Source organism: Bradyrhizobium jicamae (assembly GCF_018130695.1).
In the GTDB taxonomy this organism is placed as follows: domain Bacteria; phylum Pseudomonadota; class Alphaproteobacteria; order Rhizobiales; family Xanthobacteraceae; genus Bradyrhizobium; species Bradyrhizobium jicamae_B.
This window is the reverse complement of record NZ_JAFCJX010000001.1, coordinates 177,560-198,346: the sequence shown is the minus strand read 5'-3', so window position 1 is coordinate 198,346 and position 20,787 is coordinate 177,560. Positions and strand designations below refer to the sequence as shown.

The following is a 20,787-nucleotide window of genomic DNA, read 5'->3' as shown; positions in this document are numbered from 1 at the left end:
CGCGTGTCAGGGACGTTAAGAAGGGAAAGCGTGGAGGCGTCGGCCGCGCCTGAGGTCCTAAAGCGCGATGAGATTAGGTCGAATCGTCATCGCGCTTTAGGTCTTTGTTTGAGCATGATCTTTTCGGAAAACCGCTTCACACTTTTCCGGATCATGCTCTAGGTATATCCGTTCGGATTGCTGCTCTGCCAGCGCCAGTGGTCGGCGCACATCGTCTCGAGCGACCGGGTTGCCTTCCAGCCGAGCAGTTTCGATGCGTAGTCGGTCGCGGCATAGTAGGCGTCGATGTCACCCGGCCGACGCGGCCTGATATCGTAGGGAACCGGTCGCCCGCTCGCAGCCTCGAAGGCACGGACGACGTCGAGCACGCTGTTGCCCGCACCGGTGCCGAGATTGACCGCGAAGCATTGCGGCGTATCGAGCAGCTTGAGCGCGGACACATGGCCCGCCGCCAGATCCATCACGTGGATATAGTCGCGCACGCCGGTGCCGTCGGGCGTGTCGTAATCGTTACCCCAGACGTTGAGGCGGCCGCGCCGTCCGATTGCGACCTGGGCGACGAATGGGACGAGATTGTTGGGAACACCCTTGGGATCTTCGCCGATCAACCCGCTTTCATGCGCGCCGACGGGGTTGAAATACCGCAGGATTGCGATCGCCCAGCTGTTGTCGCTGACGTGCAGGTCGCGCAGCATCTCCTCGATCATCAGCTTGGTGCGGCCGTAAGGATTGACCGCCCTGAGCGGGTGCTCCTCGGTATAGGGCAGGAACTGCGGCGTGCCATACACGGTCGCCGACGAACTGAACACGATCTTGCGCACGCCGGTGGCGCGCATCGCGCGCAGCAGTCGATGCGATCCGATCACATTCTGGTCGTAATAGTCGAGCGGATCGGCGACGGAGTCCTGGACGGATTTCAGGCCGGCGAAGTGCATCACGGCGGTGCAGCCATATTGCGCCAAGGTTTTTTCCAGCGCGTCCTGGTCGCGGATGTCACCTTCGACGACGGATAATTTCTTTCCGGAGATCGTCTGAATCCGTTCCAGCGCGTGCGGGCTGCTGTTGGAAAAGTTATCGAAGACGACGACGTCCTCGCCGGCCGACAATAGCGCGACGCAAGCGTGCGAGCCGATATAGCCGGCGCCTCCGGTGACCAAAATCATGCGATGTCTCTGCTTTTTTTACTGCGAGAATGTTCGTACGACTATTGTACCCGCGGCGATCAGGATTTCTCAATGCCGACGACGCCGTATCGTTAAACGGCGGACGCCTGGCATGTTCTGAAATGATCGGCCTGTTCTTGTAGAATTAAACGGCACGATACAACGTGCGATGGCTAGCCATTCAGCATCTCGGCAGCTTGCGACGCTGAATCGGCGGTTCGCCAGGTCCGCATGCAGGCACGATGACAACCAGGTGACGCGTCGTCGCGGGAAACGTTCAACCCGCCGACTGCTCCGCACGGGCCCTCAGGCGCTCTATCTTGCCGCGCAAATACAGCAGGACAAGACGGCCAGTCGCGATCCCGCACGTGCCGCCTGCTGCCTTGACGATCGCGTCGATCAGGCGGCCGTGCCGGTCCGGCGTCAGCAGTTGCATGGCCTCCAGCATGAACGCGCTGCCGACGACAAACAGTACGATCAGCAATGTGCGTCTCGGATAACCCAGCACGAAGGCCAGCCCCATCGTAGCAAAGGCTACGAAGCGTTCGAGCTGGGCGCCGGCCAGTGACGGGCGGTCCTGGATCGGGGACAGCGTGACACACGCGATCAGCAAAAGCGCGAGCCAGCCTGCAATCACACCGAGTGTCCGAATTCTCGAATCAATCAACAAAAGGTCTTCCCGGGTCATTGTGCGATGCACGCGCTCCCTCGGGCTTAGCGCAATCCGCGCGCCAGCGACAATGGAAATGGCAGTCAAAGGTTAACTTAGCAGATCGTTTCGACTGGCGCGCCGGCTCCAGCCAATGGGTTCCATCGTACCTCCCCGGGGCGGCGGGGGTGCCTCAAGGGGATCCCGGTACTTGAACCAACCTCGTCGGGAACGAACCTGCAGACGCTTGCGCGCGTCTCAGGGATGGTGCACCTGACCAAAAAGTAACATTGCCCCTGGGGCTCCGTTCATGGCCCGTTCACGCCGGAAAGCCTCATCTTGATGCCGGATATCTTGCTGCCCACCCTCGGAGGCCAAAGTGCGTCTGCTCGTCGTTGAGGATGATCCGGACCTGAACCGTCAGCTCACCACCGCGCTGACGGACGCCGGCTATGTGGTCGATCGTGCGTTCGACGGCGAGGAGGGGCACTTCCTTGGCGATAGCGAGCCCTACGACGCCGTGGTCCTCGACATCGGCCTGCCGAAGATGGACGGCATCTCGGTGCTGGAGGCGTGGCGGCGCAACAAGCGCGTGATGCCGGTCCTGATCCTGACCGCGCGCGACCGCTGGAGCGACAAGGTGCAGGGTTTTGACGCCGGCGCCGACGACTATGTCGCCAAGCCGTTTCATCTCGAGGAGGTGCTGGCGCGGATCCGCGCGCTGCTGCGCCGTTCGACCGGTCATGCCCAATCCGAGCTGAGCTGCGGCCCTGTCACCCTCGACACCCGCACCGGCCGCGTCAGCGTGTCAGGCAACCCGATCAAGATGACCTCGCACGAGTACCGGCTGCTCGCCTATCTCATGCACCATACCGGCCGCGTGGTGTCGCGCACCGAGCTCGTCGAGCATCTCTACGACCAGGACTTCGACCGCGACTCCAACACCATCGAGGTGTTCGTCGGCCGCATCCGCAAGAAGCTGGACGTCGACATCATCCAGACCGTGCGCGGCCTCGGCTATCTCCTGACCCCGCCGCCAACGCCGGGAAGCTGAGGCGGGCGCGGTTGCGCGCGCGAGCGACTTCCTCTTTGATCTATTCATGATCGTATCAGACAATCCACATCCGCCCCGCCACGCGCGCGGGGTGGCTATTTTCGCGGCTAGGCGCTGATGCGCGGAACCTCGCTCGCCACCCGCCTGTTCGTGTCGGCGACCGCATGGGTCGTGGTGATCCTCCTGATCACCGGCGTCATCCTGTCGTCGGTCTATCGCGACGCGACCGAGCGCGCCTTCGATCGCCGGCTCAATCTCTATCTGCGCACGCTGATTGCCGAAGTGGCCACGCCCGACGAGCCGCCGGACCGTCAGTTCCAGTCGCTCGGCGAGCCCTTGTTCGAGCTGCCGCTGTCCGGCTGGTACTGGCAGATCACGCGCACCGACACTGAGAAGGGCGAGACCCGCGCCTCGCGCTCGCTCTGGGACAAGAAGCTGCCCAAGCTCGAGGAGCAGGGCGCCGAGCTGACTGCCGCCGGAGTGCGCCTCGGTTATGTCGACGGGCCGGAGGGTCAGAGCCTGCGCATGGTGGAGCGGCCGGTCGATCTCGGCGCCGACGGCAAATATTTGGTCAGCGTCGCCGGCGACGCCACCGAGATCTTCGACGAGACGCGCAGCTTCGACTACTACCTCGGCGGCACCTTCTCGGCGCTCGGCATCGTGCTGCTGCTGACCACGATCTTCCAGGTCCGCTTCGGTCTCGCACCATTGAAGCGCATTTCCGATGCGATCGCCGATATCCGCTCCGGCAGGGCCGAGCGGCTGGAAGGACAGTTTCCGGTCGAGATCGCGCCGCTCGCGCGCGAGACCAATGCGCTGATCGATGCCAACCGTGAGATCGTCGAGCGCTCGCGCACCCATGTCGGCAATCTCGCCCACGCGATCAAGACGCCGCTCTCGGTGATCGTCAACGAGGCGAGCGCGCACGCCGCCGATCCCTTTGCCAGCAAGGTGCTGGAGCAAGCCGATGTGATGCGCAACCAGGTTGCCCATCATCTGGAGCGCGCGCGGATCGCCGCCCGCGCCACCATCGTCAGCACCATCACCGACGTCGCGCCCGTCATCGACGGCTTGCGGCGGACCATGGAGAAGATCCATCGCGACCGCGCGATCGCCATCACGGCGAAGACCGATCCGGCGGCCAAGTTTCGCGGCGAGCGCCAGGACATCGAGGAGATGGTCGGCAATCTCGTCGACAACGCCTGCAAATGGGCGGCCTCGCAGGTCTTCATCGAGGCGATCGTCGAGCAGCCGACCGAAGCGGGCGCGGGGCCGCGGCTGCGCATCGTGGTCGATGACGACGGTCGCGGCCTGTCGGCCGCCGAGCGCGCCCAGGTCTCGCGCCGTGGCCAGCGGCTCGACGAGTCGAAGCCGGGTTCGGGCCTCGGCCTGTCGATCGTGACCGATCTGGCCGGTCTCTATGGCGGCAATCTCTCGCTGCGTAACGCGCCGATCGGCGGCCTGCGCGCCGAGCTGGTGCTGCCGGGCGTGTAGGATGCGGGCAGCTTGCTGCGGATCTCCGTAGCGGTACCGTCATTATTCCTAAACGACTTCTTAACGCGCACGCTCCTATGATTTGCGGTGGGCGCGCCACAGCCGTCCGCGCGACACAAAGCATCACAACCGGGCGAATGAGCCAGACACCGACCGAGCGGCTGAGGGATTATCTCGCGCAGCTTCCGCCGCAATCGCAGGCGCTGCTGATGCGGGAGTTCGAGCGCGCCGTCGAGCGTGGCCAGGACGTCGCGGTCGCCAATCTCGTGCTCGACCAGCTGCGCAAGATCGTCCGCAGCGCCGTCGAAGAGGATGAGGATCTGCGCCCGCGCACCGACGATCCGGCGCGGCTGTTGTTCCGTCCGCTCGAGCCGTTCCTTGCCGAAAGCAATTTCCCGACCCGGCCGGGCCAGCTTCGCCGCACCTCGCTGCTGCCGATCTGGCAATGGTTGTCGCGCGACGGCGCGCCCGAGGCGGCCCGCGAATTCGAGGCGGGGCTGGCGAATGCGCGGGATGGCGGCTCGGTGGAGCCGATCGTGCGCAAGTTCCAGCTCGCGGCCGCGGAGGCCATCGTCAAGGTGGCCGGGCCGGCGGGCGACGATCGCCAGCGGGGGCTCTCCCGTGTCGGTCCGCCCAATGTGGTCGAGGACTTGCTGCCGATCGGGTCGGTGCTGCGGGCACGTGAGGCGCTGGATGCGCTGGGAAGCCGGCTTCCGGCCCATATCCGCAGCTTCGGTGACGCCCAGATCGAGTCGGTCAAGGAAGCCCTCAAGGTCCCGTCGCTGCAGACGCCGCAAATGCTGCCGTTCGCGCTGTCGCTGATCGCGCAGCGGCTGGCTGCGCCGTGGCAGATCATCCGCATCGCCGTGAAGATGGCGGCCTCCGATGACGAGCTGCGCGTTGCGGCTACTCCGTTCGGCGTCGCCGTCACCATCGCGCTGCATGATCTGACCTTCGTCGCCGCCTGCCTGCGCACCGATATCCGCCGCGGCCATTTCGAGTATGTCGGCGAACAGCTCAAGACCCTGCATGACGGTGTGCGTGGCCTGCGCACCGAGCTCGATCTGCGCAACGACTCCACCTGGGGCCGGCAACTCTCGTCGATCCGCGCCGACACCTCCAACACGCTGCAATCCGAGATCGACAGCGTGCCGGGCCGGGTGCGTCGCATCCTGCGTCAGCGCGCCGACAAGGACATTTCGGCGAGCTCGATGGTCGACATGTCGGAGGTCGAGGACACCGTCGCCTTGATCGATTTCGTCGCGGTCTGCCGCACCTATGCCAGCGAGCTCGCCATCAACGAAGTGACGTTGCGGACCTATTCCGACCTGCAGCATTACGTCGAGCACTCGACCGAGGCCCTGGTGCAGGCGCTGCGCGGCGGCGACCTGAAGGCGCGGGCCTACCGGCAGCAGCAGGCCAAGGCCGCGATCCGGTTCTGCGAGGTCCTGTTCGGCTCCGACTACGCCTCGCTGATGAGCCGGGCGGCCGAGAATGCCGTGATAGGCGAGCGCAAGGCATCCCGCGCCGGCTGATTATTCCCGTAAATCCGCGGCCGAAGGTCCTGCTGCGATCCGGATAATGTCAATTGCCGGGCTCGCCGCCGGTGGTGTAAAGCGACGCATCGGTGCCATCCAGGACGGCGCCGTTCCACCCGGGAACCGCTTGATGACGCTGTGGTTTGTCTTCGCCTTGATGACGGTCGCGGCGGTCTTTGCGGTGCTTTGGCCGCTCAGCCGCAGCCGGCCTTCGGGGACGGGCGGCAGCGAGACCGTCGTCTACAAGGACCAGCTTGCCGAGATCGACCGCGATCTCGCCTCCGGCATTATCGCAGCCGCCGAGGCCGATGCGGCAAGGGTCGAGATCAGCCGCCGCCTGCTGGCCGCAGCCGACGAGGGACAGCGCGAGGCCGCGCCCCAGGCCAATCTGAAACTGCGCCGCGTGGCGGCGATACTGGCCCTGATTGGCCTGCCGCTGGTGGCGGCGACGCTCTATCTCAGGCTCGGCGCGCCCCAGCTTGGAGACTTCCCGCTGGCCGGCCGCAGCCTGGTCGCCGATGCCAGTCAGCCGCTGGTCAACCTGGTCGCGCAGGTCGAGGCGCATCTGGAGAAGAACCCGACCGACGGTCGTGGCTGGACCGTCCTGGCGCCGGTGCTGTCGCGGCTCGGCCGCTACGACGACGCAGTCCGCGCCTATCGCAACGCCATCAACTATGCCGGCGACAGCGCCGAGCGCCGCGCCGATCTCGGCGAAGCCCTGATGGGGACCGCCGGCGGCGTCGTGACGGCGGACGCCAAGGCCGAATTCGAGCGCGCAATTGCGCTGAATGCCGACGACCCCAAGGGCAACTATTTCCTGGGATTGGCGGCCGAGCAGGACGGCCGCAAGACCGATGCCGCCGCGATCTGGCAGGCGATGCTGGCAAAGGCACCGGCGGATGCGCCGTGGCGGCCGCTGGTGCAGGCAGCACTGGTGCGGGTCGGCGGCGTTGCCGCGCCGGCGCTACCCGACAGCGCGATGGCCGCGGCCAAGGACATGAACGACACCGACCGCTCGGCGATGATCCGCGGGATGGTCGATCGGCTGGCGACGCGGCTTAAGCAGAATGGCGACGACGTCGAGGGGTGGTTGCGGCTGGTGCGCGCCTATCTGGTGATGGGTGAGCGCGACAAGGCGATGAGCGCGCTGAGCGACGCGCGGCAAGCTGTCGCCAATGACGCGGAACGCTTGCGCCAGCTCAATGAAGGGCTGAAGAATCTCGGGCTGGATGGATAGCGCATGATCCGGAAAAGTGTGAAGCGGTTTTCCCTCGCGACAAACGCGGAACGCGTTTGCGCGGAGATCATGCGCAAACAAAATGCATGGCGCTGAAGGGATTGTCATGCGTAAGGGTAGACGATGACACGTAAGCAACGGCGGCTCACATTGATCTGCGGCGCGCTTGCCGTGCTCGCGATTGCGGCCGGGCTGGTGCTGAACGCGCTGCGCGATTCCATCGTGTTCTTCTCCACGCCCTCGATGGTGGCCGAGAAGCATATCGGTCCCGGCAAGCGCTTTCGTCTCGGCGGCCTGGTACAGCCGGGCTCGCTCAAGCGTGGCGAAAATCTCGCCGTGAGCTTCAGCGTCGCCGATGGCAGCGCGACGTTGCCGGTGGCCTATACCGGCATCCTGCCGGACCTGTTCCGCGAAGGGCAGGGCGTCGTCGCCGAAGGCGCGCTCGATGCATCCGGCACGTTCCGCGCCGACAACGTTCTTGCAAAACATGACGAGACCTACATGCCGAAGGAGGTCGCCGACGCCTTGAAGAAGCAGGGGCACTGGAAGGATGATTACGGCGCCAAGCCGAGCGCATCGGCTGCACCTCAGCCGGCGCAGGGGACGATGCGATGATCGCGGAAGCCGGACATTACGCGTTGGTGCTGGCGCTTGGGTTGGCGCTGATCCAGTCGACCGTGCCGCTGCTCGGCGCCCGCTGGCGCGATGCCGCGCTGATGAACGTGGCGCGCTCGACGGCGTTGGCGCAGCTGCTGTTCGTGGCGATGTCGTTCATCGCACTGGTGACGCTGCATGTGACCTCGGACTTCTCGGTGGTCAATGTCTACGAGAACTCCCATTCGCTGAAGCCGCTGATCTACAAGATCACCGGCGTATGGGGGAATCATGAAGGCTCGATGCTGCTGTGGGTCTCGATCCTTGCGCTGTTCGGCGGTCTCGTTGCGGCCTTCGGCAACAATCTGCCGCTGTCGCTGCGGGCGCATGTGCTGGCGGTGCAGGCCTGGGTCGCCGGCGCCTTCTATCTCTTCATCCTGATGACCTCGAACCCGTTCCTGCGGATCGCCAATCCGCCGATCGAGGGGCGCGACCTCAACCCGATCCTGCAGGACATCGGCCTCGCCGTGCATCCGCCGATGCTCTATCTCGGCTATGTCGGCTTCTCGATCTCGTTCTCCTTCGCGGTGGCCGCACTGCTCGAGGGACGGATCGATGCCGCCTGGGCGCGCTGGGTGCGGCCGTGGACGCTGATGGCGTGGATCTTCCTGACGCTCGGCATCGCGATGGGCTCCTACTGGGCCTATTACGAGCTCGGTTGGGGCGGCTGGTGGTTCTGGGACCCGGTCGAGAACGCGTCGCTGATGCCGTGGCTCGCCGGCACGGCGCTGCTGCACTCCGCGCTGGTGATGGAGAAGCGCAACGCGCTGAAGGTCTGGACCATCCTGCTGTCGATCCTGACCTTCTCGCTGTCGCTGCTCGGCACTTTCCTGGTGCGCTCGGGCGTGCTGACCTCGGTGCACGCGTTTGCGACCGATCCGGCGCGCGGCGTGTTCATCCTGTTGATCCTCTGCGTCTTCATCGGCGGCAGCCTGTCGCTGTTCGCCTGGCGGGCCTCGGCGCTGAAGCAGGGCGGGCTGTTCGCGCCGATCTCGCGTGAGGGCGCGCTCGTGCTCAACAATCTGTTCCTGACGGTGGCCTGCGCGACGGTGCTGACCGGCACGCTCTATCCGATGGCCTATGAGGTGCTGAGCAGCGACAAGATCTCGGTCGGCGCGCCGTTCTTCCAACTGACCTTTGGCCCGGTGTTCGTCGCGCTGCTGCTCGCGGTGCCGTTCGGGCCGCTGCTGGCCTGGAAGCGCGGCGACCTGCTCGGCGCGACCCAGCGCCTGCTCGCGGCCGGTATCGCGGCGCTGATTGCGATCGCGCTGGTCTGGGCCTGGACTTATGGCGGTGCGACGCTGGCGCCGCTGGCGATTGGGCTTGCTGTGTTCGTTGTGATGGGCGCGCTCTGCGATGTCGCCGAACGCATCGGCCTGTTCCGCATGCCGCTGTCGATCTCGCTGCGCCGGGCGCGCGGGCTGCCGCGCGCGGCCTGGGGCACCATGTTCGCGCATGCCGGCCTCGGCATCGCGCTGATCGGCATCGTCTGCGAGACCACCGGGAACACCGAATATATCGGCGCGATGCGGCCGGGCGATGTCGTGCCGATCGCAGGCTATCAGCTCAAGCTCGACGGCCTGACGCCGCGGCCGGGACCGAACTTCAGCGAGACCATCGCGCAGTTCATCGTCAAACGTGACGGCGCGACCGTGAGCACCATGACGCCGTCCAAGCGCAGCTTTGCGACGCGGGGCATGTCGACGACCGAAGCCGCGCTGCTGACCCGCGGCGCGAGCCAGCTTTACATCTCGCTCGGTGACGCCACGGCGGATGGCGCCATCGCGGTGCGGATCTATCACAAGCCGCTGGTGCTGCTGATCTGGTGGGGGCCGGTGCTGATGGCCTTTGGCGGCCTGCTGTCGCTGTCCGACCGGCGCCTGCGGGTCGGCGCGCCCAAGCCCGCCAAGGCGCCGCGCGCGCTGCAGCCGGCCGAGTGACGCCGATGAGGTTCCTTCGTGCTGCCATCGTAGTGCTCGGCCTGCTGGCGATGGCGATGCCGGCCCATGCCGTGCAGCCCGATGAGATCATGGCCGACCCCGCCAAGGAGGCGAGGGCGCGCGAGCTCTCCAAGGAGCTGCGCTGCATGGTCTGCCAGAACCAGTCGATCGACGATTCCGAGGCGCCGCTGGCGCGCGACCTGCGCCTGCTGGTCCGCGAACGGATTGCCGCCGGCGACAGCAACGGCCAGGTGATCGACTTCCTGGTCGCGCGTTACGGCGAGTTCGTGCTGCTGAAGCCGCGCTTCACGCCGCACACATTGCTCCTCTGGCTGGTCGCGCCGCTGGCGCTGATCCTGGGCGGCATCGCGCTCTGGCGCCGGAGCCGCCGGCGCGTGGTCGCGGGCAAGCAGGACGTGCCGCCGCCGTTGACGCCGGAGGAGGAAGCCAAGCTGAAGCGCTTGATGGCGGCGGAGCCTTCTCCGGAGAAATACTGACTGCGTCAGTCGCAACGAGCGTGAATTGCTCGGGTTGCATTTGTGGAACCCACAAGCAGCGACGTCATCGCATGAGACTTTCGCGATGCCAGCGAATTCTCCGATCGTTTTAAGATGAAGGTAATTTGCTTCACGCATCTGTCGATCGACGACAGGAGCTGAAGCGTGACTGGCATTTTCGACGTTCAAGGATTTGGTGCACTCTCCGAGTGGAATGGTCAGTTCTCCAGCAGCTCCGCGAACCAGGCATTTCAAACCATCGCCTCGCTCGGATCGAATTCGATCGAGCTCAGCGCGCGGATCTGGACGCAAACCGGAACCGGCAACACGGTGTTCGCCGATGCCGGCAAGACCGAGAGTGACGCGAGCCTGTTGAAAGGCTTTCTGGCCGCGGAAGCCGCGGGCCTCTCCGTCGTCTTCCGGCCGATGCTCTCGTCGCTCGATGGAACCCGAGTCTCCAGCCTTGCGCCGTCGGACGTCGCGAGCTTCTTTGCGTCCTACAAGGCCGAGATCGTTCATCTCGCCACCATCGCGCAGGAGGGCGGCGTCGCGACGTTTGCGATCGGCAACGAGATGAGCAGCCTGTCCGGCGTGCAATATCGCGCCTACTGGACCGACATCATCTCGGCGGTGCGCGAGGTCTATCACGGCGAACTGACCTATTCGGCCGCGACCGACGAGGCCGCCAAGGTCGGATTCTGGGATGAACTCGACGTCATCGGCGTCAACACCTATCCGCCGCTGACCTCGAGCACGACGCCGACCGTGGATGATCTGATTCACGCCTGGAACGAAGTTCCGATGAATCCGTACTACGCGGCCGCCTTCAACTACAAATCGCCGGTCGACTTCCTGCATTCACTGTCGGAGCAGTATGGCAAACAGGTTCTGATGACCGAGGTCGGCTATCGCAGCGTCGACGGCACCGCGATCTCACCGGCCTCATGGAACACCAGCGGCACGCCGAACACGACGGCGCAGGCCGATGCGTACAACGCCTTCTTCCAGGTCTGGACCGCGCAGGGCGGCAACTGGCTGAAGGGCGTCGAGCTCTGGCAGTGGGATCTGAGCAACCAATATTCCAGCACGGGCTATTCCGTGATGGGCAAGCCGGCCGCAACGATCGTCTCCCAGTATTTTCACGGAGGCGGAGCGACGCCGAACCTGAACGTCATCGGATCGGCCGTCGGTGACGTCATCGATCTCGGTCGCGGCAACGACACCATCACCACCGGGCTCGGCAATGACGTGATCCACGGCGGTGCTGGGAACGACGTCATCGTCGCAGGTCCCGCGACCATCAGCCCGTTGACGTCGACGACCGTGACGCTCACCGGCTACGGCTCCGTGGTCAACGGCGTCGGCGCGCAGGTGCGGGTGCTGGTGAACGGTCAGGTGGTCTCCGGAACGTTCGAGTTCAAGCCGGCGACCGATCCGTCCGGCTACCAGACATTCACGGTCACCTTCGCCAATCCGGTCACGATCAACAGCCTCGACATCGAGCTGGTGAACTCCGCCTCGGGCCGCGCGCTGCATCTCAAGGATATCTCGGTCAACGGCGTCGCAGTGATGCCGACGGACACGACCAACGCCAGCTCGCCCAATTCGTTCGACCTCTATGTCCGCACCATCCATCTCGACGCGACCAGCCATCAGGATTGGTTCTACGGTTCGGGAACTGATAACGATCTGATCTATGGCGGTGCCGGCAACGACACGATCGACGGCGGCGCCGGAACCGATACCGCGGTCTATTCGGGCAAGGCCTCCGACTACGACATCAGCCTGTCGGGCAATGTCGTCACCATCACCGACAAGGTGACCGGCCGCGACGGCACCGATCACCTGACCAATGTCGAATTCCTGAAGTTTTCCGACAAGACTGTTAGCACCAGCCTGCTGACCAGCAATGCCACCGCGAGCGATGCGGCATCCCTGCAATTGTCGGGACTGCAGGCCGACCAGACCATTCGGCACGCCGACGGCTCACGCGACGTGTATATCTCCGGCATCACCGGCAAGGCCTACGCGTCGCAGCACAGCGTCGTCGACGCCTTCGGCCACAGCATGCTGATCGAGCAATTCCGCGCCGATGGCTCGCTGCTCCTGAAGCAGGGGGTCGATACCGCGGGGGTGCGCACGGTCGACCAGTTCGACGGCGCCGGCCATCTCTCGCAGGAAACCATCACGCAGACGGACGGCTCTTATGCGCAAGCAAACTACGCGTCGGATGGTCTGACGTTGACGCTGGAGACGTTCCGTCATGCCGACGGCTCGCGGGACATCTTCACCTTTGGTATATCAGGCAAGGACTACACCTCGCAGCACGTCCTGAACGATGCCTCAGGTCACAGCGTGCTGATCGAGCAGTTCCGCGCGGATGACTCGCTGTTCGTCCGGCAGACCGTCGACGCCGCCGGGACCAAGACCCTCGATCAGTTCGATGCGGCCGGACATCTGGCGCAGGAGACGGTGACGAAGAGTGATGGCAGCTACGTGCAGTCGAGCTACGATGCCGACGGCGACCTGACGACGCAAACTGTGCGTCACGTTGACGGCAGCCGGACCGTCGATACGTTTGGCATCACCGGGCAGAGCTATTCCGCGCGACACGATGTGCTGGATTCGTCGGGGCACCGGTTGGCGACGACCTTCGACAACAACGACGGCTCACACACGATGTCGGCCGGCGCATCGGGCGTCACGCTGACCTCGACCGCGGGCAACGACTTCATGACCAGCGCCGGCGGCGACACCTTCGTCTTCAAGCAGGCCTCCGGCCAGGATGTGATCAACAATTTCCACGTTGGCGAGGGCGCGGGCCACGACACGTTGCAGATCGATTCATCGATCGTCGCCGACATCGCGCAGCTCAACATTCATGTCGTTGGCCACGACACGATCATCGATCTCGGTCATGGTGCCTCGATCACGCTCACCGGCGTCGTCACGCCGCTGACGCCGCACGATCTGCTGATTGTGTAGACTGTCACGCAACGCGCGAATTGTTCCGGCTGGCTAGCGCTGCATCTCGCGCAGTTGCGCTGCCGCGAGCGGATCAGTAACATCTTGAAATGATCTGGAAAGGTGGTTCCGGTGACGGAACTGGTGATGTGCTGATCTTGCGAGGTTTCATTGGACGGTTCGGCTGCCGCGCGACAGGACGGTGAGCATGTGGGGACGCCGTGGTGGGCGCGCGTTCTTCGCTGTCCGGGCTGCGGATCGTCGCTGCGTGGCTTGAGCGCACAGCCGGCCTGTTCCAGCACCGATTGCGAGTACCACACCGCTGGATTTCCCTGCGTCGATGACCAGCTCGTGCTGATCGATTTTGCGTCGAGCATCTTCGATCGAACAATGTATCAAGCCGACAACGGCTCGGTGATGCCGCGCGACGTATCGCGCCGCTCGCTCGGCTCTCGCCTGCATGCGCTTGGTTTCGGCCGGAACCCGGTTGCCGGGGCGAACTGTCAGCGCTTCATCGATCTGCTCAAGCAGGAGTCGCGAAAGCCCGTGGTGCTCGTGATCGGTGGTGCTACCGTCGGTTCCGGCGCGGAAGCGCTCTATGCGGATGACGGCATCGAATTGATCGGAACCGATGTCTACGCGTCTGCGCACACCACGCTGGTCGCGGACGCCCACAGTTTGCCGTTCGAGGATGGTGTGTTCGACGGCGTCTGGGTTCAGGCCGTGCTCGAACACGTGCTGGAGCCTGCGACCGTGGTGAGCGAAATCCATCGCGTCCTGCGCCGCAACGGGGTGGTCTATGCGGAAACGCCGTTCATGCAGCAGGTGCACGAGCGTGCCTACGACTTCTCGCGCTTCACGCAGAGCGGTCATCGCTGGCTGTTCCGGCGCTTCTCCGAGATCGGCGCCGGACCGGTTGGCGGCCCCGGCGTTGCCTTGCTGTGGTCGATCCGCTACTTCGCTCGCGCGCTGGGCGCAGGCGACAAGCTGTCACGGCTGATCTCGCTGCCGTTCTTCTGGCTCCGCTTCTTCGATTCACTCGCGCGCGGGCGCGCGGTGTCCGATGCCGCCAGCGGCCACTACTTCCTCGGGCGCCGCGCCGAGCAGGCGATCCCGCCGCAGGCGATGCCGAAATATTATGAGCGGCAGGGCGCGAAGCCGGTGCGGCAATGGTCAGGTAAGGCCCTTGATCTTCTTGCACGGCGTCGCTGACGTCGACGAGATCTGGACAATGCCGATGAAGGTCTTTGCGAGCGCAAGGTCCTTGCGCGTCAGGAATCGCAGCGTGGCCCGCGGATAGGCGTCGCAGAACTGCGATAGCGTCCCCGCCGTGGCGGCAATGCTATCCTGCTTGGGCACGACGGCGATGCCGCCATCCTTGAGGATGTAGGCATCCTTGACATTCGACATGACGCTCGCCGCCGCGCAGATCTTGAACAGGTCGTTATAGGCCTGTGGCGGCAAGGTCAGGTCGCCACCGAGACTGCCGAGCAGATATTCCCGGCTCCGGCGGCAATTGTCGGCGTCCGCGTGCGCCGCCTGGGTCGCAAGCAGGAGCAGCAGCGCGGCGATGACGCCCCTCATGCGGCGGTCGCGCTGACCCGTCCGGCACGGCCGCCGGCATAGGGCAGTCCATAAGTCGCGGCGGCGCAACGCTCCCACGAGAGTTCTTGCGCGTGGGCGAAGGCGCCGGCGGCGAGCGCCTTGCGGCGATCGTAATCCGCTGTCAGCAGCGTGATGGCGCGCGCGATGCTGTCGATGTCGGGCGGAACGAGCAGGCCTGCTTCCTGATCGGGGACGGCGTCGGGCACGCCGCCCACGGCTGTGGCGATGCTGGGCAGTCGGCCGGCGCCGGCCTCGAGATAGACCAGGCCAAAGCCTTCGACGCGGCCGGATGAATCCGGCAAGCCGGTCAGGCAGAACAGATCGGCCGCGCCATAGATGTCGCGGATCTCCTCGTTCGAGCGCGAGCCGAGCAGGCGCACGTCGCAATCGACGCCGCCGGCGAGCTGGCGCAGCTGCTTGACGTACTCGGCTTCGCCGTCGGGCCCGATTACAAGCCACGTCACCCGCTTGCGCAGATGATCGGGCAGGCGGGCCAGCGCCTGCAGCGTGAGATGATGGCCCTTGCGTCGGGTGATCCGCGCGACGGTGACGATCACGATCTGATCGCGGGCCAGATGATGCTCGGCGCGGACCTCGGCGCGCGTCCGCCGCTCGCCGAACCAGAAGTCGGAGACGCCGAGCAGGATGGCCTCGGTATGTGCGGCCGGCTGTGCGAAGCGCTCGCGAAACAAATTCTCGGTGAAGTGACTATTGGCGACGACCTCGGTGCGCGGACCGAACACACCCGCGCCGCGCACGGCGAGGCGCTTGAGCCGGGTCTGCGCCTCGTTGATCTCGGTGCCGTGCACCGTCATCACCACGCGCGCCGGCGTGTCCCATCGGCAAAGCGCGGCCGGGATGAAAAAGGGCCAGTCGGCGGCATGGACCACGTGATAATGATTTCGACGCACCTCGCGGCGGGCAATCATGATCTTCTGCGGCAGATGCCGCATCGAATGCAAGCCGCCGGGAAAGCGGACGACGTTGAAGGGCAGGCGGGCATCGTCTTCCGAGCGCGACCGCCCGTAGTCGGGCGCGACCATCGTCACCTCGGCGCCGAGCCGCGACGCCGCGGCGGCGATCTCGCAGGCGTAAGTGCCGATCCCGCCCATCACGGGCGTGAACTCGCTGGTCAGGATCAGGATGTTCATCGCGGGAAGGCTAGAGAGCGGCTGACGCGACGGCAGGGTGTCGGGCATCCTGGATCTCCTGATGGAAGCGGAACACGCGGGCGAGTTGGGTCGCAGGCGTGAAGGGCTCGATCACCTCGGCAACATCCAATGGATCCATCCGCCGCGTTGCGATCGCCTCGCGGACCTCGAGGAAACGCTGCACCAAAGCCTCGGCCATCTCCTCCCGCGTGCCTTCGCGCGGTACCAGGAATCCGCTGACACCGGGATCGATCACGGCCTCGAGTTGGGGCAGATGCGTGGCGACAACGGGACGTCCGACGCCGAGCGTCTCCAGCACGCAGCGTGGCATGCCCTCGAACTCGGAGGTGAGGATACCGGCATGGGCGCTGGCCAAGGTCGCTGCCATTCCCGCGGCATCCTTGAAGCCGTGCCTGACGGTGATGTCCTCGATCGCGGCAAACTCCTTGAAGCGATGCGGATCGCTGGTGCCGATATAGTCGAACTGGATCGGGCTGCCCGCGCGCTCGCGGAGGCGCGCGATCGTGGTGAACATCAGCGCGGGATCCTTGAATTCATCGAGCCGGCCAGCGAACACGATCCGGAACGGAGACACGCCCTTCGGGAAAGATTGCGGGCGGAAGATGTCGGTGTTGACCCATGTCCACAGCGTATCGATCTTGTCGCTGTTGCGCGGATAGGTCTTCTGCAGCCGCTCCGTGATGTGCGGATTGACGCAGAGGAATTTCTCGCTCATCGCCACCGCAAAGCGCTCGCCGGTGTTGTGGACAAAGGAGTATTTGCGCAGCAGCGAATCCATCTTCAGCTTCGGCGCACCTTCGCCATGCAGCATCTGGACGAAGGGCAGCCGCAGCACGGTCGGGAGCCAGGAGAATTCCACACGCCGCAGGTCGATGCTGCATCCGCGCCCGCGCGTCAGCTTCGCAATCGTCCCGAAATGACGAAGCAGCGCCATGAAGAACTGGCCGGTCAGGGACGAGCGGATCGTCCGCGCGGCTTCGCGCGCCTGCTCATCGGTGTATTGCAGGATCGGCAGGAAATCGAACGTGCGTCCCCTGAAGGTCAGCTTGTGGATCTCGCCGAGCGCCAGGTCGCCGGCGGCATCGATGCCGATGAACAGGATGTCGGTGTCGTGCGGATGGAAGGTGATGAAATCGCGCAGATAGGTTTCGAGCCCGCCGACCTTCTGGCTGCGCGGGTCGAATGGATGCATCAAGCAGATCTGGTAGCGGCGCGGTCGCGGTGTCGCGTTTCGCGCACGCAGGGCCAGTGTCAAAGTCGAGGTCATGCTGCCTTCCTTACGCGAGCGTTGACAATTTGCGGGAGTGTGCGGGCGAGCAGGCCGGGCACGACGGCCATGCAACTGATGTAGCGCGGCCCAAGACGGCGCGGATTGCTGAGCATCCGCCAGGCCCATTCCAGTCCCACCTTTTGCGTGATCGTCGGCGCGCGGGTTTGCGTCCCCGCGATGAAGTCGAGCGCGGCGCCGATGCACAGCATGCCGGTGCCGTCGAGCTCATCGACGCAACGCTCCGCGAAGACTTCCTGCCGCGGCGCGCCGAGCGCGACGAAGCAGAGATTGGCGCCGGACGCGCGAATGCGTTCGATCGCGAGATCGGCTTCCTCGGAGTAGGGATCGAACTTCGGACCCGGCGCGAAATAACCGGCAATCTTCAATCCGTGGAACCGCTCCGCCAGACGTCGCGCCGTCGTCGCGAGCGTCGCGTCATTGGAACCGAGCAGGAAGATCGACAACCCATTCTTTCCTGCTTCCTCGCACAGTGGTTCAACGAGATCGGCACCCGTCGTGCGCTCAATAGGCGCGCCGACCAGATGACTTAGAATGACGATGGGAAACCCGTCGGCGGTCACAAATCGCGCGCGTCGATAGGCGGAACGGAAGTCTTGGCGATGCTGCAACTGGACAACGTGATCGAGATTCAGTGTGCAGACACTGAAGCTGTCGCCTTGTCGCGCGGCTGACACAATTGAACTGACGGCAGAAGAGAGTGAAGGAACATTGATGGTGATGCCATCAACGTTGAGTTCCGGCGTAGTGTTAGTCTGGACTTCAGGCATGTCGATCTCCGGATGACGGGATCGCCGAGATGTGCATTCACGGAAAACATCGACATGCTCATTGCTTGTACTTGGGAACGTGCGTCGTCAAAAAGTTTGTGTCTCGGCGCAGCGTCATGAAATCGATCTATTGCGTCGCAACGATGGCGATGTCGATGCGTCGATCGCATCAACACGCACGAATGCATTCACTCAATGGAGAGCTGCCATGCAGATGATATCGCGACGCAACGCGCTTGCTGTTCTCGCGAGCACGCCGTTCGCTTTGCAGGCAAGAGAGTCACAATCAGCGCCATCGCAGAGTCTCGCTGCCGTCGCCGCGCAACACGGACTCATATTTGGCGCCGCCGCAGGCCCCGTGATCGACAAGGATCTTGCGTATCGGGAACTCTACACATCGCAGACACGAATCATCACGACCGACGTTGCGATGAAAATGGGCACGATCGCGCCACAACCCGGAGCGAAGCGATATGAGAGTGCGGATCGATTGCTGCAATTCTGTGCAAGCAATCGCATCGCGATGCGCGGTCATTGCCTGATCTGGAACGAGTGGGTTCCGCAGTGGGTGAAGAGCATGAGCACCGACGAACGCAAGGCGTTCTTTGACTCCTATATCGAGGAAGTCGTCGCACGTTATGCCGGAAAGTTGCAGTCGTGGGACATCGTCAATGAGCCGTTCTGGCCCGGGCACAAGGCGCCGGGCGGATATCGACTCGGACCGTGGTACGACACGTTCGGAACCGGCTACATCCGCCGCGCCTTCGAGCGCGCCGCGATCGTCGACAAGAAAACCAAGTTTGTCCTGAATGAGGCGCAGACCGAACGTGACGACGATGTCGGTCTCGCGGTGCGCGCAGGTTTGCTGCGCCTGGTCGATGAGCTGAAGCAGGCCGGTGTTCCCTTGAGCGCAGTCGGACTGCAGAGTCACTTGCAGCCGCGCTATCCCCATGATCCCGGCCGCTTCTCCGAGTTCCTGCATCAGCTTGCTGCGTTTGGCGTGGATATCTATCTCACCGAGTTCGACGTGCGCGACGATACGTTCCCGGACGATATCGCGCAGCGTGACGCCATGATCGCGGAGACGGCCGAGAAATATCTGGTGACGGCGCTGAAGGTGCCGGCGGTCAAGGTGGTGATCGCCTGGGAGCTGTCCGACAACTATTCCTTCTATACAGACGCCGCGAAGAAGAAGGATCCGCTGGCACAACGCCTGCCGCGTCCGCTGCCCTATGACTCCAACATGCAGAAGAAGCCGCTGTGGTTTGCCATGGCGCGCGCGTTCGAGACGGCGCGGAAGTCGGCGTAGCCGGTCTCGGCGATCACGCTCCGGAATGTTGCGGTCGGGCGCGCAGCAGCCGAAGCAGCAGAGGGGCATACAGCAGTGCCAGCGCCACCACATAAACGGTGGCGCCGGCGACGATGTGCCCGGCAAGCATCACGCCGTTGGTTGCTTCAGGGAAGTACTGCAGCAGCGCGGCCATCGCGAGCGTCGCGCAGGCGATCCGGACCAGGTGCACGACCGGCAGGGTCAGCCCGAACAGCGAAAAGCCGATCGAGAAACACACGATGGCTGCGGTGAGGGCCGACGCCACGGTGGCGCCGGCAGCGCCGGCGAGTCCCCAATAGTGCACGCCGATCGCGCTGAGGATGACGGTCGTGACGGCGTCGATGGCCGAGATCGCCATCATCCAGCGTGTGCGGCTGTGCAGCAGGAACACCTGATCACCGAAATGGGCGCGCAGATTCCGGATCGCGCCGGCCAGCGTCGATAGCGGCAGGATGGCGAGCGTCGCCTGCTGGAACGGCTGGGCGATCAGGAGATGCACGATCTCGGTGCGCAGCATGAAAATGCCGGTCAGGCTCGGCGCGAGGATGGCAACCAGCAGCGCAGTGTTGTCGGCGAGCTGGCGCATTGCGGCCTGGCTTCCCGCGACCTCCATCCGCTTGACGGCAAGCGGGAAGGCCGCGGCCGTCACCAGCATGGCAGCCACGGCCGCCGCGCGCTGACCGAGACCGTAGCCGACGGCGAACAGACCGGCTGCTGCGACGCCCGAGAGCTCGTTGACGACGAAACGGGAGGCGTTGAGGCCGACCCAGCCGAGCGCGCCGCCGATGATCAGGGGAACGCCATAGTGCAGGGCATGCCGCACGATCTTGCGGTCGATCGGCCAGATGGCGCTGCTGCGCGGGATGCTCGGCAGAACGACCAGGGCCGCGGTGAGCTGTGCGACGGCATAACCGGTGAGCGGCCATTCGGCGGCGCGGCCGAACAGCTTGATCAGGAGCAGTCCGAGCAGGAAGCCGACGGCTGGCCCCAGCACCTGCTGGATCGAATAGACCCCGATCTGGTGCTGCGCCCGCGCGCGCTCGCTGATGTACAGATTGAACGAACGCGTGACGACATAGCCGATCGCGGCGAGGATCACCGCCGTGCTGACCCCCGGCGCGATGACGAAATGCAGCAGGAAGGCGATCGCGACGGCCTGCAGGATGACCGAGAGCAGCAGCACGGCATTCTCGGTGCGATAGAATCGTGGGGCCTGGTCGTCGTCCTGGTAACGGCCGGAGAAACGCAGCGCATATTGCGACCACCAGGCCAGCAGGCCGATCTGCAGCAATTCATGCGTGGCGGTCACCAGCGTGATGATGCCGAGCGTGTGATCGTCGACGACATGCGTCCAGACGATCATCGCCAGCAGCTGGAACAGCGGGCCGACGAACTGGGCGGGCAGATAGAGCAGGGTGTGGCGGAGCAGCAT

17 protein-coding genes are annotated in these 20,787 nt (G+C 64.6%); 10 read left to right on the top strand and 7 right to left on the bottom strand.

Annotated features, from left to right (window positions below; translation table 11 throughout):
• Window positions 1-158: 158 nt before the first annotated feature.
• The gene (galE, locus tag JQ604_RS00855; protein WP_212352073.1) at window positions 159-1,163 is read right to left on the bottom strand and encodes a UDP-glucose 4-epimerase GalE; all 1,005 of its coding nucleotides are present in this window, start codon (window positions 1,161-1,163) and stop codon (window positions 159-161) included.
• A gap of 277 nt (window positions 1,164-1,440) precedes the next feature.
• Window positions 1,441-1,851: a hypothetical protein gene (locus JQ604_RS00850; protein WP_249157895.1), complete on the bottom strand. Its 411-nt coding sequence runs from the start codon at window positions 1,849-1,851 to the stop codon at window positions 1,441-1,443.
• A 340-nt stretch (window positions 1,852-2,191) separates the two neighbouring features.
• Here JQ604_RS00850 and JQ604_RS00845 point away from each other — a divergent pair, with 340 nt between their 5' ends.
• The 9 genes from JQ604_RS00845 (at window position 2,192) to JQ604_RS00805 (ending at window position 14,402) form a co-directional block, all read left to right on the top strand.
• The gene (locus tag JQ604_RS00845) at window positions 2,192-2,866 is read left to right on the top strand and encodes a response regulator transcription factor (RefSeq protein WP_212352072.1); all 675 of its coding nucleotides are present in this window, start codon (window positions 2,192-2,194) and stop codon (window positions 2,864-2,866) included.
• A gap of 117 nt (window positions 2,867-2,983) precedes the next feature.
• Window positions 2,984-4,360 (top strand): sensor histidine kinase, encoded by a 1,377-nt coding sequence (locus JQ604_RS00840; RefSeq protein WP_212352071.1) that lies wholly within the window; start codon window positions 2,984-2,986, stop codon window positions 4,358-4,360.
• Window positions 4,361-4,497: 137 nt separating this feature from the next.
• On the top strand, window positions 4,498-5,895 hold the full coding sequence (locus JQ604_RS00835; protein ID WP_212352070.1) for a hypothetical protein: 1,398 nt from the start codon (window positions 4,498-4,500) through the stop codon (window positions 5,893-5,895).
• Between the two features lie 133 nt (window positions 5,896-6,028).
• Entirely contained in the window at window positions 6,029-7,135 is a 1,107-nt protein-coding gene (ccmI, locus tag JQ604_RS00830; RefSeq protein ID WP_212352069.1) for a c-type cytochrome biogenesis protein CcmI, read from the top strand.
• Between the two features lie 123 nt (window positions 7,136-7,258).
• A complete protein-coding gene (gene ccmE / locus JQ604_RS00825) occupies window positions 7,259-7,750 on the top strand; it encodes a cytochrome c maturation protein CcmE (RefSeq protein WP_212352068.1) in 492 nt (163 codons plus the stop codon).
• Window positions 7,747-9,729 (top strand): heme lyase CcmF/NrfE family subunit, encoded by a 1,983-nt coding sequence (locus JQ604_RS00820; protein WP_212352067.1) that lies wholly within the window; start codon window positions 7,747-7,749, stop codon window positions 9,727-9,729. Before ccmE ends, JQ604_RS00820 begins: the two co-directional genes overlap by 4 nt.
• 5 nt (window positions 9,730-9,734) lie before the next feature.
• A complete protein-coding gene (locus tag JQ604_RS00815) occupies window positions 9,735-10,226 on the top strand; it encodes a cytochrome c-type biogenesis protein (protein ID WP_212352066.1) in 492 nt (163 codons plus the stop codon).
• Between the two features lie 165 nt (window positions 10,227-10,391).
• On the top strand, window positions 10,392-13,211 hold the full coding sequence (locus JQ604_RS41375; RefSeq protein WP_212352065.1) for a glycoside hydrolase family 113: 2,820 nt from the start codon (window positions 10,392-10,394) through the stop codon (window positions 13,209-13,211).
• Between the two features lie 369 nt (window positions 13,212-13,580).
• Entirely contained in the window at window positions 13,581-14,402 is an 822-nt protein-coding gene (locus tag JQ604_RS00805; RefSeq protein WP_212352064.1) for a class I SAM-dependent methyltransferase, read from the top strand.
• Here the strand turns inward: JQ604_RS00805 and JQ604_RS00800 are convergent.
• From JQ604_RS00800 to JQ604_RS00785, 4 genes are read right to left on the bottom strand one after another with little or no spacing between them, the layout of a single operon-like run.
• A complete protein-coding gene (locus JQ604_RS00800; protein ID WP_249157894.1) occupies window positions 14,364-14,774 on the bottom strand; it encodes a hypothetical protein in 411 nt (136 codons plus the stop codon). The two genes, JQ604_RS00805 and JQ604_RS00800, sit on opposite strands and share 39 nt — an antisense overlap.
• Window positions 14,771-15,994 (bottom strand): glycosyltransferase family 4 protein, encoded by a 1,224-nt coding sequence (locus tag JQ604_RS00795; RefSeq protein WP_249157893.1) that lies wholly within the window; start codon window positions 15,992-15,994, stop codon window positions 14,771-14,773. The genes JQ604_RS00800 and JQ604_RS00795 overlap by 4 nt, the downstream gene beginning before the upstream one ends.
• Window positions 15,957-17,234 (bottom strand): glycosyltransferase, encoded by a 1,278-nt coding sequence (locus JQ604_RS00790; protein WP_212352063.1) that lies wholly within the window; start codon window positions 17,232-17,234, stop codon window positions 15,957-15,959. The genes JQ604_RS00795 and JQ604_RS00790 overlap by 38 nt, the downstream gene beginning before the upstream one ends.
• Window positions 17,231-18,025, bottom strand: coding sequence for a WecB/TagA/CpsF family glycosyltransferase (locus tag JQ604_RS00785; RefSeq protein ID WP_212352062.1), 795 nt, complete (start codon window positions 18,023-18,025; stop codon window positions 17,231-17,233). The genes JQ604_RS00790 and JQ604_RS00785 overlap by 4 nt, the downstream gene beginning before the upstream one ends.
• Window positions 18,026-18,104: 79 nt before the next feature.
• Here JQ604_RS00785 and JQ604_RS00780 point away from each other — a divergent pair, with 79 nt between their 5' ends.
• Entirely contained in the window at window positions 18,105-19,334 is a 1,230-nt protein-coding gene (locus JQ604_RS00780; RefSeq protein WP_349631029.1) for an endo-1,4-beta-xylanase, read from the top strand.
• Between the two features lie 13 nt (window positions 19,335-19,347).
• On the opposite strand, the gene JQ604_RS00775 is transcribed toward JQ604_RS00780, so the two are convergent.
• Window positions 19,348-20,787 carry a lipopolysaccharide biosynthesis protein gene (locus JQ604_RS00775; RefSeq protein ID WP_212352061.1) on the bottom strand — a complete coding sequence of 480 codons (1,440 nt, stop codon included), beginning with the start codon at window positions 20,785-20,787 and terminating at the stop codon, window positions 19,348-19,350.

Bases quoted from the DNA above. Each gene is read 5' to 3' on its own strand.
- ccmI (WP_212352069.1), top strand. From the start codon at position 6,029: ATGACGCTGTGGTTTGTCTTCGCCTTGATGACGGTCGCGGCGGTCTTT.
- JQ604_RS00805 (WP_212352064.1), top strand. From the start codon at position 13,581: ATGTATCAAGCCGACAACGGCTCGGTGATGCCGCGCGACGTATCGCGC.
- JQ604_RS00835 (WP_212352070.1), top strand. From the start codon at position 4,498: ATGAGCCAGACACCGACCGAGCGGCTGAGGGATTATCTCGCGCAGCTT.
- JQ604_RS00785 (WP_212352062.1), bottom strand. From the start codon at position 18,025: ATGCCTGAAGTCCAGACTAACACTACGCCGGAACTCAACGTTGATGGC.
- JQ604_RS00790 (WP_212352063.1), bottom strand. From the start codon at position 17,234: ATGACCTCGACTTTGACACTGGCCCTGCGTGCGCGAAACGCGACACCG.
- ccmE (WP_212352068.1), top strand. From the start codon at position 7,259: ATGACACGTAAGCAACGGCGGCTCACATTGATCTGCGGCGCGCTTGCC.
- JQ604_RS00820 (WP_212352067.1), top strand. From the start codon at position 7,747: ATGATCGCGGAAGCCGGACATTACGCGTTGGTGCTGGCGCTTGGGTTG.
- JQ604_RS00840 (WP_212352071.1), top strand. From the start codon at position 2,984: ATGCGCGGAACCTCGCTCGCCACCCGCCTGTTCGTGTCGGCGACCGCA.
- JQ604_RS00800 (WP_249157894.1), bottom strand. From the start codon at position 14,774: ATGAGGGGCGTCATCGCCGCGCTGCTGCTCCTGCTTGCGACCCAGGCG.
- galE (WP_212352073.1), bottom strand. From the start codon at position 1,163: ATGATTTTGGTCACCGGAGGCGCCGGCTATATCGGCTCGCACGCTTGC.
- JQ604_RS00850 (WP_249157895.1), bottom strand. From the start codon at position 1,851: ATGACCCGGGAAGACCTTTTGTTGATTGATTCGAGAATTCGGACACTC.
- JQ604_RS00795 (WP_249157893.1), bottom strand. From the start codon at position 15,994: ATGCCCGACACCCTGCCGTCGCGTCAGCCGCTCTCTAGCCTTCCCGCG.
- JQ604_RS00815 (WP_212352066.1), top strand. From the start codon at position 9,735: ATGAGGTTCCTTCGTGCTGCCATCGTAGTGCTCGGCCTGCTGGCGATG.
- JQ604_RS00775 (WP_212352061.1), bottom strand. From the start codon at position 20,787: ATGCTGCTCCGCCACACCCTGCTCTATCTGCCCGCCCAGTTCGTCGGC.